This is a genomic window from Sulfuriroseicoccus oceanibius (genome assembly GCF_010681825.2).
Classification (GTDB): domain Bacteria; phylum Verrucomicrobiota; class Verrucomicrobiia; order Verrucomicrobiales; family SLCJ01; genus Sulfuriroseicoccus; species Sulfuriroseicoccus oceanibius.
Map to the genome: position 1 here is coordinate 2,331,622 of NZ_CP066776.1, position 14,557 is coordinate 2,346,178.

The following is a 14,557-nucleotide window of genomic DNA, read 5'->3' on the forward strand; positions in this document are numbered from 1 at the left end:
GTCATGCGTATCCTCAACGTCCGGTTGGAAAACTACCGCACCCACGAGCAACTCGATGTCTCATTGGATCAAGGGATCTCGTTGGTCCACGGCCCGAACGAATCGGGTAAGAGTACCGTGGCGGAAGCGGTTCACCATTGCCTCTTCCTCAAGCCCAGGGGCACCAGTGCAGTGCACACTTCAATGCAACGCACGGGCAGCAGCGACCTGCCTGTGGTGGAACTACAACTCGAGATCGGCGGCGAACACTACACTCTGACCAAGAAGTTCGGCTCAAGTGGTGCCACCACCCTGACCAAACAAGGCGAAGCTCCACTCACGAGCGATGCTGCGGACACCACGCTCGCCGAGTTGCTGCACGTCGACGGCGCGCTCGGCGGAAGAGGCGCTGAGAAGCAACTCCAGAACCGATGGGCCCACTTGTGGGTCTGGCAAGGATCGAGCAATGGATCGCCAGCAGGAGCTGTAAGCGAGCAACAGAAGACCCTGCAAAAGAAGCTGCGATCCCTCAGCGGTGACGACTTGATGATCAGCGACACCGACAACGCAGTGATCAACAGGCTGCAACAGGTTTACGATGAGTCCTACACCCCGACCGGACGACTCAGAACCGGCTCAAAGTTGGACAAACTCCAGCAAAGCGAGCAACAACTGACCGCTCTGGTTGCCGAGCGTCAGGACGCATTGGACCAGCTCAGCCGTGCCGCGAACTCACTGACCAACGCGACGCACGATCTCACACGCCACACAGCCAGGGCTGAGGAGGTGCGCAAGGAACTTGGCCAAATCACCACCAAACTACAGCAAGCCCAGGCAGTGAGCGCTGCGCTGAAGGAAAAGCAGGAGCAGCGCGAGACCATAGAGAGCCAGCTCAAGGACTTGCAGAAGAGCGACCAGACAATTCGCGCGTTGGAGAAACAGCAAAGCGCTGCCGACTCACAAGTGGCCCCATTGAAAGAGACGCTGGCCGGGCATCAATCAGACCTCGAATCAGCCAGAGCTGCCCTGCAACATGCGGAGGATGCGGTGCGCTCGCGAAGCGCGGCTGGCGAAAATACCAAACTGTTGGCCGAGGCTCTGGATGCACACGTCAACCTGCTGCGCTGCAGCGCGGAGGTCGCATCACTGGAAAAGAAACAGCAACGCATCCAAGAGCTTGAGAAGGATCGCAAGGCTGCATCTGATACCGCAGCGAAGCTCGCCATCTTTAGCGCGACTGCGATCAAGGCACTTCGCGACGCCGAGCGCGAGGCGGACGCTGCCCAATCCCGGCTGGAAGCAACGTCTCTCAAGATCGATGTACTCACCGCCAGCGACGCGGTGGCAATCGACGGCGACGCGTTGGCTGCAGGTGCAAGCGCGACACTGGACCAACCAGCGACGCTCACAGTCGGTGACGGCACCAGCATTCGGTTGACTCCAGGCGGCGCGGACGACCTGAATCAGGCCAAAACACATGCCCGCCACACTCAGGAGCAGTTGGCAACGATGCTCAAGAAGCTGGGCGTGGAATCGGTTGGCGACGCCGAGGAGCAACAGGAGCAGCGCGCACGGGCGGAGAGTTCCCGCAATGCCCTCGCCGCAGAGCTGCACGCCCTCGACGCCGAGACCGTCGGCAGACGCATGGCCGAACTTGAAGAAGAGATCACCCGCTTGAAATCCATCCGTGACCGTCTCACGGAATCCCTCGGCGAAATCAAATTCGAAGACTCTCTCGACGCCGCACGATCCGCCCTGGACACCGCGAAGGACACGCTTCAAAAACAACTCGCCGAGACCAAAGAAGCCACAATCGCGCGGGAACAACAGCAACAGCAGATCAACCGCTTGAGCGAGAGGATCGACGCGGCGCGCAAGGACTTCCAACAGGCTGAATACGCCGCGCGCGACCTAAAGACCAAACTCAGTGTGCTGGTCGAGCAATTCGGAGCCGGTGACTCACGAACCCAGCGCATTCTGGAGCTCGAGGGGAAGCTCGACATTGCCCGCAAAGCAGAGCGAACCCAGCAAGAAGCTCTCGCCGAGCTCGCTCCCGCTCAGTTGGAAACCGACCATCGTCGCCTCACCCAGGCTCAGGAGAATACCGGCCATGCCATTGACGACGCCAACCGCCGCGCGATTGAGGCACGCACGCGGTTGGAGACCTCCGGATCGTCAGACCCACAACGCGAACTGGCGGAAGCCAAAGCCGAACTCGAACGCGTCACCGCACAGGTCGAAGCGGAAACTGAGAACCACGCAGCCAAAAGCTTCCTGCTCGAGCACTTGAAGGAAGCTCAGCGAAAAACATCCGAGGCGCTCGCCAAGCCGCTTGAAGATGCCACGTCCGAGTTTCTGGAACACCTCTACGGAGTCGGATCAAAAGTCCGTATTCAATGGAACGATGACGCCACCGCGATCGACTCCATCCGCATCGACCGATCCTCTCAAGGACTCGGCATCTATCCATTCGAAGAGCTGAGCCACGGTACCCGCGAACAAGTCGCGCTCGCGCTCCGACTGGCTATGGCGAAAGTGCTGGCGGCAGATCATGACGGCTCATTACCAATCGTGCTCGACGATGCCTTCACTCACGCCGACCGCGAGCGGATCAAAAAGCTTCAAGGAGTGCTCTACCGAGGCGCTGAGAGCGGCTTGCAGATCATCCTTCTGAGCTGCCACCCGGAAAACTACACCGGACTGGCTCAACGCGAAGTCGGCCTCGGAACATGACGAACCCACAAATCCGAAAGACTCCCTAACACAACAAAAACACCACCCGTTCGGACTATATGAAAACAACATACATTGCCCGGACGGGCGCGGTCATGACCGCGCTTATTTTTGGAATCTCCTCCCTCGTCGTGCTACCTCATAACGCCACGGCAGCCAACCCGACGCCAGAAGGAGTCGCCAAGAGCATCAGCGAATCAAAGAAAGATGGTGAGAAGGCTCTGGAAGAACTCGCCGCCGCATTAGAGGAACAAAACGTTCCAGAAGATCAGCGTAAAAACATCCTGCAAGCCACTGAGGCTCTAATGGCAGCCCGCAACGCGGAGGTAAAGGCAACCTGTCGTCTGGTGGCGTTATGGAGAGGCCACGAAAATGATCCCACGAAGGTGCCGGAAGACCTGGATTTCTTCGTGCAGTGGCTTACCACCTATGGTGGGAGATACCGGGCGTCCCTTGATCACGCACCAGCCGCAACGCGCAACCTCGCGCGGTTTGTTGGAGACAGAGAAGAGATCGAGAAAGCTCTGAAAGAACGGAGCGAAGATGAGTTCCGAATGGTGACCAAGGATGATTTCGATGCCTATCAGGAGACCACGAAACGCCGCCAACGGGTGCTCGAGGAAATGCCCCAAGCTCTGGCAGACATGGAAAATGAGGAGTTCAAAAAACTCCTCGTCGAAGCCACCGTAGACTGGGACATCAAAACCAAGGAGCTCGAGAAAGCGGTGCGGCCACTTTTCAACGCCTGCTTCTCTCACGTCGAGGTCGCTCCGGATCGACTCAAGCTTGTGTTAGAACGCTGCATAGCGAAAGCGGTGGTCCGTCCGGAGGACCCGGCGGAATCCATCCTTTCCTACTTCGCGACCCTCCGCCTGCGCGCACTCGATCAGGAAGCCCTGCGCAAGGAACAAGAGGAAGCCACAACGCCTAAATAACGGCATCCATCACCGCTGTATGTCACCTGCCGCCGCTCGCAGCATCGGGCGGCGGCACCTCCACCGGCTCTCCGAGAAACCGCGGTTCGGTGCGCAACACGTACAAATCAAGCAGCAGCTTCACCCGCGCCAGGCGCTCGCGCAGCCACACCTTCACTCCCCCCACTCCGTGAACTGCTGAGGCATTCACGCCAACCGCATCAATTCCATGATGCCGCGCAATTGTGATCGCGCGCTGGTTGTGAAAACGCTGGCTCACAATGACCAGTTCGCATTGCCCAAAAACCTCGGACGAGCGGACCACTGAGTCCAGTGTCCGGAACCCGGCGAAATCACGGACCAGCGATTCTTTCGGCACGCCCCGCTCCAGCAAGGCTGCTCGCATCGCAGCGGGCTCGTTGTAATAACGTTCGCTGTTGTCGCCTGAGAGAATCAGCGCCCGCACTTTCCCCGAGTGCCAAAGCTCGGCCGCGCGGTCCATGCGTGTTTCAAAAAACAAATTCGGCCGCCCATCGACGGTGAGAGGAGAACACCCTAACACCAGTGCCACCCTGCCCTCATCCGGCAAAGCACTGGCCGAATCGTACAGACGTCCGCGTGCCGCAAGTCGAACCCGGACGTCGGCCACCACGATCACCAGCACAAGAGCCAACAACAGACGGAGCCCCCACCGAAACCACCAACGGCGACGCCAGGGAGTGGTCAGTGAGGGCTCCGATTGAAGCTCATTTGGGTCGGGCTCCACTGTCAGGAATTAGAAGCGCACCTTGATCCCGACATTGGCGTAGGCCGTGGTGTCCAGATCGTGATCAAAGGAAGGCTTTGCCCCCTCGAGTTCCACATTCTGGGCAAACCGTACACCGCCCTCGACATAACCCCAGAAGCGGCCGCTCAAGCGACGGTCCACCCCGATACCGGCTTTCACCGAGGCGTAGTTGAAGTCACGGTCCTTGTCACCTGGTGTCGACACGTTCCAACCACCACCGGATGGATAAGCACGCACGGCAATAAGCCAGTCACGTGTTGGAGCGTAGGCGATCTCCCCACGAGGGACGGTCAACGCCAGCATCCAGTTCTTGTTCGGACGGTAGATTGCACCAATAGCGGGCAACAAACGTGCTTCACCCAGATCGTGCGAGTAGTAACCACCAAACGCCACCTTCAACGTATCGCTCACTTTGTACGATGCGAGGGCGAGCGCAGTCACTGTCATGTCGTCGAAGTCGATCGATTCAAAGTCAGAGGCAAGCCCAGGCTGGACGCTGAACCACCACTTCCAGCGCTCGCTTTGATCGACCCACACATTAAATGGCAGCTCGATGCGGTGCAGATCCAAGGTCTCATTTCCAAATGGGACCGGAGCCTGACCAAAGTCCACTTGGTTGTAGCGGTAGCGGACGCCACCGGTGAACTTGACCTGGTCGTTCATCAGAATCGGGAAGTTTCCGCTCACCGAGGCCTCTTGGTACTTCATCGAGGCGCCTTCCACATCGGAAAAGGAGGCGGTGTCGTTCCAATCGTACCCGATCCGGCCAACGGCAAAGTTCGGAATGAACGATTCTTCTGTGGCTTGCTCGGATTCCTGCGCTACCGCGGAAGCAGCCAGTCCGACCATCAATGAAATCACGGGAGTCATTCGCATGCGCCCACGTTAGACATCTCTTAGACAGTTGGTCAAATAACGACTTCAAGAATCGACACAAGTCTTACGGGACCGTTGACAAGGCGCGCAACAACCGTCCACCGCCCCGTTTATTCTTTATTCGAAAAATAAAATAAACCACTTGCACACGCCGCGATCTATTCTACATGTCGAATATGGCATTCGCTAAGATTGATGACTTTGACCGCGAGACGATCGAGATGGCCGAGTTCGCTGGTGCGCTCTCGCATCCCGCCCGCATCGCGCTACTGACCTACTTGATCGACCACCCCGGTGCGCCATGCCGTGACTTGGTCGACCACCTGCCTCTCTCGCAGCCGTCCTGTTCACGCCACCTGTCGGAACTACGCAAGGCCGATCTGGTCAGCGCAACACCTCACGGCAACGAAGTGCGCTACGAACTCAACATCGAACGCATCAAATTGTTCTGCGACGCGTTCCGCAACTCACTCAACCGCCCAAGCTGCGGTAACTAAGCACACTCCCCCCACCGAAAGCACAGGATCACTGTGCCCATTTATTCTAAATTTCAAATATCGACTGACACGATCCCTATGAACAACAACCCAACCATCCTGATCATTGGCGGTGTCGCCGGTGGCGCATCCGCAGCCGCCCGCGCCCGCCGACTGAATGAATCCGCCCGCATTATCATGCTTGAGCGTGGACCGGACGTCTCGTTCGCCAACTGCGGCCTTCCTTACCACATCGGCGGTGAGATCGCCGATCGTGAGCGCCTCGCCGTGCAGACCCCGGAGTCGCTGCGCGAGCTTCTCGCTATCGAAGTGGAAACCCTCACCGAGGCCACCGCGATCGACCGCGCGAAGAAGGAAGTCTCTGTCCGCCGCCTTGCCGATGGATCGACCGACACCATCGCTTATGACAAGTTGATCCTCGCACCTGGTGCCAGCCCGATCGTGCCACCGCTCGAGGGCATCCAGGACGACAAGATCGTCACCCTGCGCAACCTGCAGGACATGGACCGCATCAAAGCGGCAGCTGCCGAAGTCGACAGCGTGCTCGTGATCGGTGCCGGCTTCATTGGTCTGGAAATGGCCGAGCAGCTCAAGCACATCGGCAAACAAGTCAGTGTGGTGGAACTGCAGGAGCAGGTGTTGCCACAAGTCGACCCTGAAATCGCCGCGCCAATCGCAGCCGAATTGCGCTCGAATGGCATCGAACTCGTACTGCAGGACGGCGTGGCCGGCTTCAAGCGCGAGGGCAATCAGATCACCGCGACCCTGAACTCGGGCCAGTCGCTGACTGCCGGGTTGGTCATCCTTTCAATCGGCGTGAAGCCTGAGAGCGGTTTGGCCAAGGACGCAGGACTCGAGCTCGGTGCCCGCGGCCACATCAGCGTCAACCCATTCCAGCAAACCAGCGATCCGGACATCTACGCCGTGGGCGACGTCTGCGAAACCGCCGACCCAATCCTCGGCGAGCGTGCCGCGATTCCACTCGGTGGCCCGGCCAACCGCCAGGGCCGCACGGCAGCCGACCACATCTTCCAAGGCGACAAAGCATTGGAATACCCGGGCAGCCTCGGCACCGCGATTGTCCGTGTGTTCGACTTGGCGCTGGGCAGCACTGGTCACAACGAGCGCCGTCTCCAAGCCGCAGGCGTTGACTACGGTCATGTCACCATCAACGCCCACCAGCACGCAGGATACTTCCCTGGCGCCCAGAACCTGACGCTCAAGTTGCTCTGGGACAAGAAGGACGGCCGCGTGCTCGGCGCATCCGCTGTGGGTGCCGACGGTGTGGACAAGCGACTCGATGTCATTGCGACCGCGATCGTGGGTAAATTGACCATCGACGACCTGTGCCACGTCGAGCTCTCGTACGCTCCGCCATTTGGCAGCGCCAAGGACCCGGTGAACCTGGCCGCCTTCGCCGCCTGCAACATTCGCGACGGATTGACCGACGTGGTTTACGAATTCCCGACCGACGAAGACACTCAGTTGATCGACGTTCGCCCGGCAGATCTGGCGCAAATCCGCCCGATCCCAGGTGCGGTGAGCATTCCACTTGAGCAGATCCGCAGCCGTCTCGGCGAAATCGACAAATCGCGTCCGGTAGTGACCGTCTGTGCTCTCGGCAAGATGAGCTATTTCGCCACCCGCATCCTCAAACAAAACGGCTTCAACGCAGCCAGCGTGGTTGGAGGTCTGGCATTGGTGCCAGCTCCAGGCAAAGACGCCACCCCAACCCCACAACCAACTACTTCCACACCTGCCCCACAAACCATGACCACCCCGACATCCGCCCCAACCAAACTCGACTGCACCGGCCTCGCCTGCCCTGGCCCGATCATGCGAGTCAAGGAAGCCGCATCAAAGCTCGCCCCAGGTGATTCGCTCGAAATCAGCGCAAGCGACGGCGGCTTCGCCAACGACCTGCCTGCTTTCTGCGAAGCCAACCAGTACGAGTTCCTCGGTGCCCGCAAGGAAGGCGGAGTCATCATCGGCGGTCTGCGCAAGCCGGAAGCCGGAAGCGCCTTGGCTACCGCAACCCCAACTGGCGGCGCCATCAACAACGACGCGACCTTGGTTGTCTTCTCGCAGGAGATGGACAAAGCACTCGCTGCCTTGGTGATCGCGAACGGCGCGCTCGCCATGGGCGGCAAGGCCACCTTGTTCTTCACCTTCTGGGGCTTGAACGCACTGCGTAAGCACGAAGCTCCACCGATCAAGGACAAGACCTTCATGGACAAGATGTTCGGCACCATGCTGCCACAGGGCATCCACCGCTTGCCGCTGAGCAACATGAACTACATGGGCATGGGCGCGAAAATGATGAAGGACCGCATGGCCTCGAAAGACCTGCCTAACCTCGAAGGTCTCCTCGCTGACGCCAAGAAGGGCGGCGCCCGCCTCGTCGCTTGCGCCATGTCGATGGAAGCCATGGGTATCCGTCAGGAAGAGCTCATCGACGGTGTCGAGATCGGTGGCGTGGCCGAGTTCCTCGGAGCCTCCGGCAAAGCCGGCACCAACCTCTTCATCTAATCGGATGAACCAGGCGGGCTTGGTTTTGAACGAGCCCGCCTCCATCTGATCGAAAACGCAATCCACCCGCTGGAGGATCTCCCTCCGGCGGGTGGATTTTTTGCGGCACAGAGATCGCCAAACTCAAACTGAACCAACAGGTCGTGTGACCGGGAACGCGGCAGCAATCGAGCACGACCCTTAATTGCCGATTGGAGCCGCGCGGTCGTGCCCAGCCGCCATGGTGCGGAACGCACCTCTCATACCACTTGAAAGGTCACCTCATTGCAGTCGATGAGGGAAGCTCCCGTAACAGCAACCATAGTCGCTGGACGATATTTGCGAGCAATCAAGGCCGTCGCGAAGCGACAGATTACCGGTTAGCCGGAGGTTTCAACCTCCGGAGGTAGGCTCAAGGATGAGGCGTCCCGTAGGGACGGTTTACAGGGGCGACGGGGTCAACGATGTGCGCCGCACCAGCAGATGAGTCCGCTGGCTCACCGGAAAATCGTCGCGTTATGAACCAAGGCACAAGATCCCCTCGCTGAAAGCGAGACGCAAACCAGCCTAGGGTGACGGAAGCCTCAGGCGACCACACCCTGGGATATCCCGAGCAGACACGGTTCAGGCCAAGGCTGCGACACCGTCGAAGCGCATCATCCACCCGCCGGCCGCTCCCGACAAGACGACGCACCCCAAGTTAATATCATTCGGGCGTGCCTCGCCTTCGACTGCCGATCCCGACAAACGGAGCAACGCCCTAGCGGAACATCAACACAGGCACGCAGCATGTGCGCACCATCGCGGTCGTGGTGCTCCCCACAAACAACTGGCGGATCTTCGAATGACCGTATGCGCCCATCACCAAGAGGTCGATGTTGCGTTGCTTCACCTCGCGGCTGATCACCTCATCGGCATCACCGTCGACGATCTCGGCGGTCACCTTGAACCCGGCGGCACTCAATCGCTCGCGGGCTGCGGCCAACTTCGCGTCAGCTGATGGTTTGTCGCGCCCGACCGTCAGCAAGTGGCATTCGAGCCCTTGGAGCAATGGGTTGTTCACCACGAACTCAATGGCCTTCTCAGCACTTGGACCGCCATCAAAGGCGATCAAAAATTTCTCAACCGGCTCGAACTTCCGCGCTGCCACCAACACAGGGATCTTGCTCGCACGGATCACGCGCTCCAAGTTCGCCCCGAGGTGCATGGTATCAAAGTCCGCAGCCTCGCCTCGCTTGCCGATCACCACCAGGTCCGCACCCTTTTCATACTCTTCAACGGTCGCAACCAGCGAACCATGACGCTGGATCACGTTCACGTTTTCGATTCCGTCCTCGGTGAAGCGCTTCTTGGCGTCCGCCAAGATCACTTTCGCTTTTTCAATGGCGAGCTTCCCCTTGGCTTCTTCGACATCAGCAATCTGCTGCATCAACTCGGCACTGGCGTCAAAGCCCAGATTGCCACTCAAATCGCTCACCGCCGGTGCCTCGCGATGCTGGTCCAGCACGTGCAGCACATCCACCGAGGCCTCCATCTTCTGAGCCGCCCAAGCAGCGTGGTCATAGGTGCTCAGGGCGTAAACCGATCCATCAGTGCAGGCAAGAATCTTCGACATAGGGAATTATTGGTAAAAAGAACAAAGGGGCGCGCCAAGCGCGGAATCCACATCAGGTAAAATCAGCGAGGTTTCCGAGCGAAAAGTCCGCAACCTCGCCAGATACGATGGCTTAGTGCCCACCCATCAGGTCGTCCGCGCCCTCTTTATCGTGCACGGCGTGTTGGTCGACGAGGTTGGAGTTCGCCTCGTTGAGCCCGATCAAGTCAACTTCGGTACCCTCGCGACGGAACTTGAGCACGACCTTGTCCAGCGCGCCCACACCCGAGATATCCCAGAAGTGCGCACGGCTCATGTCGATGGTCACTTTGCTCAGTACTTCACGGAAATCGAACGACTCCACAAATGCATTGGCCGAGGCGAAGAAGATCTGGCCCGACACCAAATAGGTTCGATGTTCTCCCCCCTTTTCCAGACGCGACGACACTTTGAACAACTTTGCCACCTTACCAGCAAAGAACACCGCGCTCAGCAACACACCTGCACCCACACCCCAAGCCAGGTTGTGTGTGAAAACCGTGGTACCAACCGTCACCAACATCACTGCGCTCGAACTGCGTGGAAAGTGCTTCATGTTGCGGATCGACGCCCAGCTGAAGGTGCCGATCGACACCATGATCATCACGGCCACCAATGCGGCCATCGGGATACGCTCAACCCACTGACCAAAGAACACCAACAAGATCAGCAGGAAGACACCCGCCCACAATGTGGACAAACGCGAACGACCACCTGCCTTCACGTTGATCACTGACTGACCGATCATCGCGCAACCAGCCATGCCGCCGAAGCAACCCGCGACGATGTTCGCAATCCCCTGACCACGGCATTCGCGGTTCTTGTCACTATCGGTGTCGGTGAAGTCATCGACAATCGACGCGGTCATCAAGGACTCGAGCAGACCGACGATCGCCAGCGGCAGCGAGTACGGGAGGATGATTTTCAGAGTTTCCAGGTTCCACGGCACATCCGGGAAGAAGAACTGAGGCAGCCCGCTAGGCAGGCCTCCGGATTCTCCGCAAAGATTCTTCACCGTACGCAGGTCGAACTTGAAAAAGTAAGCGACCAAACTCAGCACGACAATCGCCACCAGTGGTGATGGCACCTTCTTGGTCAGGTACGGAAAAAGGTAAATGATCCCCAATCCCGCGGCGACCATGGCGTACATCGTGATCCCCTGACCCTCAAATTCCGGCAACTGGGCCATGAAGATCAGAATCGCCAGCGCATTGACGAAGCCCGTCATCACCGATCGCGACACGAATCGCATGTAGTTCCCCAGTTTCAACACCCCTGCAATGATCTGGAATACCCCCGTCAGCAAAGTCGCCGCAAACAGGTACTGCAGCCCGTGCTCTTTCACCAACGTTACCATCAACAGCGCCATCGCACCGGTCGCTGCCGAAATCATTCCGCGGCGCCCACCGGTGAACGCAATCACCACCGCGATGCAGAACGAGGCGTACAATCCGACCGCTGGGTCAACGCCAGCGATCGCCGAGAAAGCGATCGCTTCTGGGATCAATGCCAGTGCCACCACAGTCCCCGCAAGCAGGTCGCGGTAGATATTCGAGAACCATTCGTCGCGGGAAAATGTTGAGGCAAAAGACATGGGAATGTGAGCAAATCGTAGAATCCGAGCGCGCGGCGCGCCATGCGAACGGCGTAAAAAGCGAACGCAAATCACTGGAAATCAGCGCGAGATGCAAGGAACGCACCGCGCGGAACGTGAGCCAGCACCTGTGCCCCGATCCCCCTACCGGATCAACCGAAAAGAATGGGAACTTCGGGCACTCAGGATCTCCAATGCCAATGCTAATGCCTAATACCAATGGAACGTTCAAATTGGCGGAATGGCGGAGATCTTTTTCGAGTGAGGCAAGGGCGAACGGCGATGCCAGCGGGCTCGCCTGAGCTGTAAGCAACACAGCATCACTCAAAAGGATCCCGCCAAGATCACTTTCTTCACACTATCTCCCACCATTCGAACTTCGATCGGTTCCGACAAGGTGACCGTTCATTTGGTATCACCTCAGATTCGGTCAACCTGTGCCCTGTAGTCCGCCCACCAATTGACAGCCGACCAATCACATACCACCCTTTCACCGATTAGCCGGTGGTATCGATCCCCGCATCGCCATCGCCCATCTCATTCCGCTTATGATCCCCTCATCCCCTTCTACAAAGCGTGCGGCTCGCGCCGGAAATGCGGCTCTGCCCGTGGTCTTGTTCCTGACCCTCTGTGTCGCGTTGTTCGTGGCCTACAAGTTAGTACTCGAGAAAGAGGATCCCAAGCCGGAACCGGTTGAGGAAGTCGCGCCGGAGCCTGAGGTGAAACCCGAACCAAAGCCGGAACCGGAGCCCGTTGTCGAGCCTGAACCGGAACCAGAGCCCGAGCCAGAGCCAGAGCCAATCATCGAACCTGAGCCGGAACCAGAGCCTGAGCCGGAACCAGAGCCGGTCGTCAAAGAAAAGACCGAGGTGGACCTCTATCTTGAGGAAAAATTCCCACTCCGTGAGTTCACCCCACTGGAGAAAATCGTCGACAACTGGAAGAACGTGCCCGAGCGCGCATTCCCTGCCGAGGTCGAAGTCAACGTATCCCTCAGCTACCGCGACAAAGAAGGCACCCAGAACGTCACAGCCGAAGCCGGACACAAGGCGAAGCCTGTTTCCTACCGTGGCTCTCGCCTGATCGTCGAATCCCTCGATACCCCGGGTCTGCGCGCTGCCGTGGAAACCGACCAAACCGACTTCAAGGACGGCGTTCGCGCCCTCTATGCTGACAAGATCGCCGAAGCAGAAAAGCAGGTCATCGCGCAACGCGAAGCCTACCGCCCACAGGCCGAACGCGAACTCGCCCAACTGAGTGAAGACGCCAAGCGCCAAGCCCAGGCTCGCCGCGTCGATTTCGGCGACTTCGACCCTCGCAAGTACGGTCGTAAGTTCCGCGACGATTATTGGCCGGAGACCAAGAACAACAAAAACGAGAAGGTTGAACACGAGATCCCTCTCGGACCAATCGCTGCCGTCGGCGCAGCACTTTTCAACCAGCGCGACCTCAAGATCATCTCGGTTTGGGACGATGGCCCGGGCGGGAAAGCCGGACTGCAGCCGGGCGACTTGGTTACCCACGCATCGGGCAAGCGGTTCAAAGAATACAGCCAGCACAGTGAAGGCGGCGGCGAAGGCGCACCGATGGCGATTGGAGAAGCCATTATCCACGCACAATCCGAAGCCCGCCCGTTGGTGCTCACCGTTCAGCGTGGTGGCGAAGAACTCGAGTTGTCGATCGACCTTCCAGCGCTGCCTGACTTTGGCAAGGACTTCCCAGCCGGCTGCGTGCGCTCACAGGCGCTCAGCGATGCTGCTGCAGAGTATCTGATCGAGATGCAGCGCGACGCCGGAGATTGGCCGGTCAATGATTACACCAAAGCATGGGCTGGACTGGCCTTGCTCTCCACCGGTGAGCAGAAGTACCGCCGCGAGATCAAAGACGCCGCCCGTTACCTCGCCGAGCGCTATGACCTGGGCAAAAATCCATCCAACGAGGACCTGACCTCTCCGGAGGGCATGGGCTCGGGAAGCAACTGGCACGTCCCAACCGTCGGTATGTTCCTCGCCGAGTACCACCTCGCCACCGGCGACAAAAAGGTACTCCGCGCGCTCGACCACTGCTGCCGCAGTATGGAAGCACGTCTTCAACCCGGCACCGGGCGCCTCGGCCACAATGGGACTGACCTCCCATACGATGGCAAAGGATTGGTCGTCACCAACACCCACGCGCACATCATGTGGGCGCTTGCCGCACACATACACGGCGAGGACGATTGGGATTGGACCGCGTGGGATCTCTCGTACAAGTCGATCGAAGCATCGTTCGGTGGCTCGGGCGAAGTGGGCTACAACTTCAGCGCCCGCGGTGGAAACCAAAGCGCCAGCCGCTCCGGCGCCACCCTCACCGCACTCACACTGGCCGGCAAAAATAAGTCACACGCACGCGACATGGGCAACTGGCTCAAGGACAACCCCAACCTCTACCTCAATGTCCACGCCATGACGTTCATCGGGCCAATCTACAGCTTCATGGGCCTCAAAAACCGCTCGGAAAGCGCTTACCGCAAGAACATGGAGCAGTACAAGTGGTTCTTCGCCCTGCTCCAACCCGCCAACTACAAGCACGGCAGCTACTACTACGGCGGCCGCGGCAACACGGGCGGCGACGGCTACTGTAACAAACGCTACTGCGGTAACATCATGAGCATCCTCGTGCTCAACTCCCACCGCAACGACACCCTCTGGATGTACGGCAACCGAAAGAAGGAGTGGTTCAAGCGCTAACGCGCCCCCACTCCAAACTCACTCATCACCGAGCCACGCCAGGCCAAGCGGGATCCACCATCCCGCAACCCGGCGTGGCTCTTTTGCTATTACCAGCTCATGAATCCTATCGGGATTACGCCCATCCCGGACCTGACCGGGGTCGATCGGCAGCTCCTTGTAAACCGTCCCTGCGGGACGTGGTATGTTTCTACCCATGCACCGGAGGTTGAAACCTCCGGCTAACCGGTAATCCGTCGCTCCGCGACACGCCATCTCGAAGAGCTACATCCATCGACGCACATCCCGCACACCCAGCACTCACGTC

General features: G+C 58.9%; 9 protein-coding genes. 5 read left to right on the forward strand and 4 right to left on the reverse strand.

Going from position 1 to position 14,557, the window contains the following annotated elements:
• Positions 1–3 precede the first annotated feature (3 nt).
• Together G3M56_RS09400 and G3M56_RS09405 are read left to right on the forward strand one after the other, a co-directional pair.
• A complete protein-coding gene (locus G3M56_RS09400; RefSeq protein WP_164362568.1) occupies positions 4–2,712 on the forward strand; it encodes an AAA family ATPase in 2,709 nt (902 codons plus the stop codon).
• A 59-nt stretch (positions 2,713–2,771) separates the two neighbouring features.
• Complete coding sequence (locus tag G3M56_RS09405; RefSeq protein ID WP_164362567.1) at positions 2,772–3,647, forward strand: hypothetical protein; 876 nt, start codon at positions 2,772–2,774, stop codon at positions 3,645–3,647.
• Between the two features lie 22 nt (positions 3,648–3,669).
• Here the strand turns inward: G3M56_RS09405 and G3M56_RS09410 are convergent, their stop codons facing one another.
• Positions 3,670–4,392 (reverse strand): SanA/YdcF family protein, encoded by a 723-nt coding sequence (locus tag G3M56_RS09410; RefSeq protein ID WP_164362564.1) that lies wholly within the window; start codon positions 4,390–4,392, stop codon positions 3,670–3,672.
• 9 nt (positions 4,393–4,401) lie between these two features.
• Positions 4,402–5,289: a DUF6268 family outer membrane beta-barrel protein gene (locus G3M56_RS09415; protein ID WP_164362562.1), complete on the reverse strand. Its 888-nt coding sequence runs from the start codon at positions 5,287–5,289 to the stop codon at positions 4,402–4,404.
• A gap of 176 nt (positions 5,290–5,465) precedes the next feature.
• Between G3M56_RS09415 and G3M56_RS09420 the strand changes: the two genes are divergently transcribed.
• Together G3M56_RS09420 and G3M56_RS09425 are read left to right on the forward strand one after the other, a co-directional pair.
• Complete coding sequence (locus G3M56_RS09420) at positions 5,466–5,786, forward strand: ArsR/SmtB family transcription factor (RefSeq protein ID WP_164362561.1); 321 nt, start codon at positions 5,466–5,468, stop codon at positions 5,784–5,786.
• Between the two features lie 78 nt (positions 5,787–5,864).
• The gene (locus G3M56_RS09425; protein ID WP_164362559.1) at positions 5,865–8,315 is read left to right on the forward strand and encodes an FAD-dependent oxidoreductase; all 2,451 of its coding nucleotides are present in this window, start codon (positions 5,865–5,867) and stop codon (positions 8,313–8,315) included.
• 739 nt (positions 8,316–9,054) lie between these two features.
• Here the strand turns inward: G3M56_RS09425 and G3M56_RS09430 are convergent.
• Complete coding sequence (locus G3M56_RS09430) at positions 9,055–9,909, reverse strand: universal stress protein (protein WP_164362557.1); 855 nt, start codon at positions 9,907–9,909, stop codon at positions 9,055–9,057.
• Positions 9,910–10,021: 112 nt separating this feature from the next.
• On the reverse strand, positions 10,022–11,521 hold the full coding sequence (locus tag G3M56_RS09435; RefSeq protein ID WP_164362554.1) for a SulP family inorganic anion transporter: 1,500 nt from the start codon (positions 11,519–11,521) through the stop codon (positions 10,022–10,024).
• 548 nt (positions 11,522–12,069) lie between these two features.
• Between G3M56_RS09435 and G3M56_RS09440 the strand changes: the two genes are divergently transcribed.
• Positions 12,070–14,250 carry a DUF6288 domain-containing protein gene (locus G3M56_RS09440; RefSeq protein WP_235203357.1) on the forward strand — a complete coding sequence of 727 codons (2,181 nt, stop codon included), beginning with the start codon at positions 12,070–12,072 and terminating at the stop codon, positions 14,248–14,250.
• Positions 14,251–14,557 lie beyond the last annotated feature (307 nt).

Bases quoted from the DNA above. Each gene is read 5' to 3' on its own strand.
- G3M56_RS09425 (WP_164362559.1), top strand. From the start codon at position 5,865: ATGAACAACAACCCAACCATCCTGATCATTGGCGGTGTCGCCGGTGGC.
- G3M56_RS09420 (WP_164362561.1), top strand. From the start codon at position 5,466: ATGGCATTCGCTAAGATTGATGACTTTGACCGCGAGACGATCGAGATG.
- G3M56_RS09435 (WP_164362554.1), bottom strand. From the start codon at position 11,521: ATGTCTTTTGCCTCAACATTTTCCCGCGACGAATGGTTCTCGAATATC.
- G3M56_RS09440 (WP_235203357.1), top strand. From the start codon at position 12,070: ATGATCCCCTCATCCCCTTCTACAAAGCGTGCGGCTCGCGCCGGAAAT.
- G3M56_RS09430 (WP_164362557.1), bottom strand. From the start codon at position 9,909: ATGTCGAAGATTCTTGCCTGCACTGATGGATCGGTTTACGCCCTGAGC.
- G3M56_RS09400 (WP_164362568.1), top strand. From the start codon at position 4: ATGCGTATCCTCAACGTCCGGTTGGAAAACTACCGCACCCACGAGCAA.
- G3M56_RS09415 (WP_164362562.1), bottom strand. From the start codon at position 5,289: ATGCGAATGACTCCCGTGATTTCATTGATGGTCGGACTGGCTGCTTCC.
- G3M56_RS09405 (WP_164362567.1), top strand. From the start codon at position 2,772: ATGAAAACAACATACATTGCCCGGACGGGCGCGGTCATGACCGCGCTT.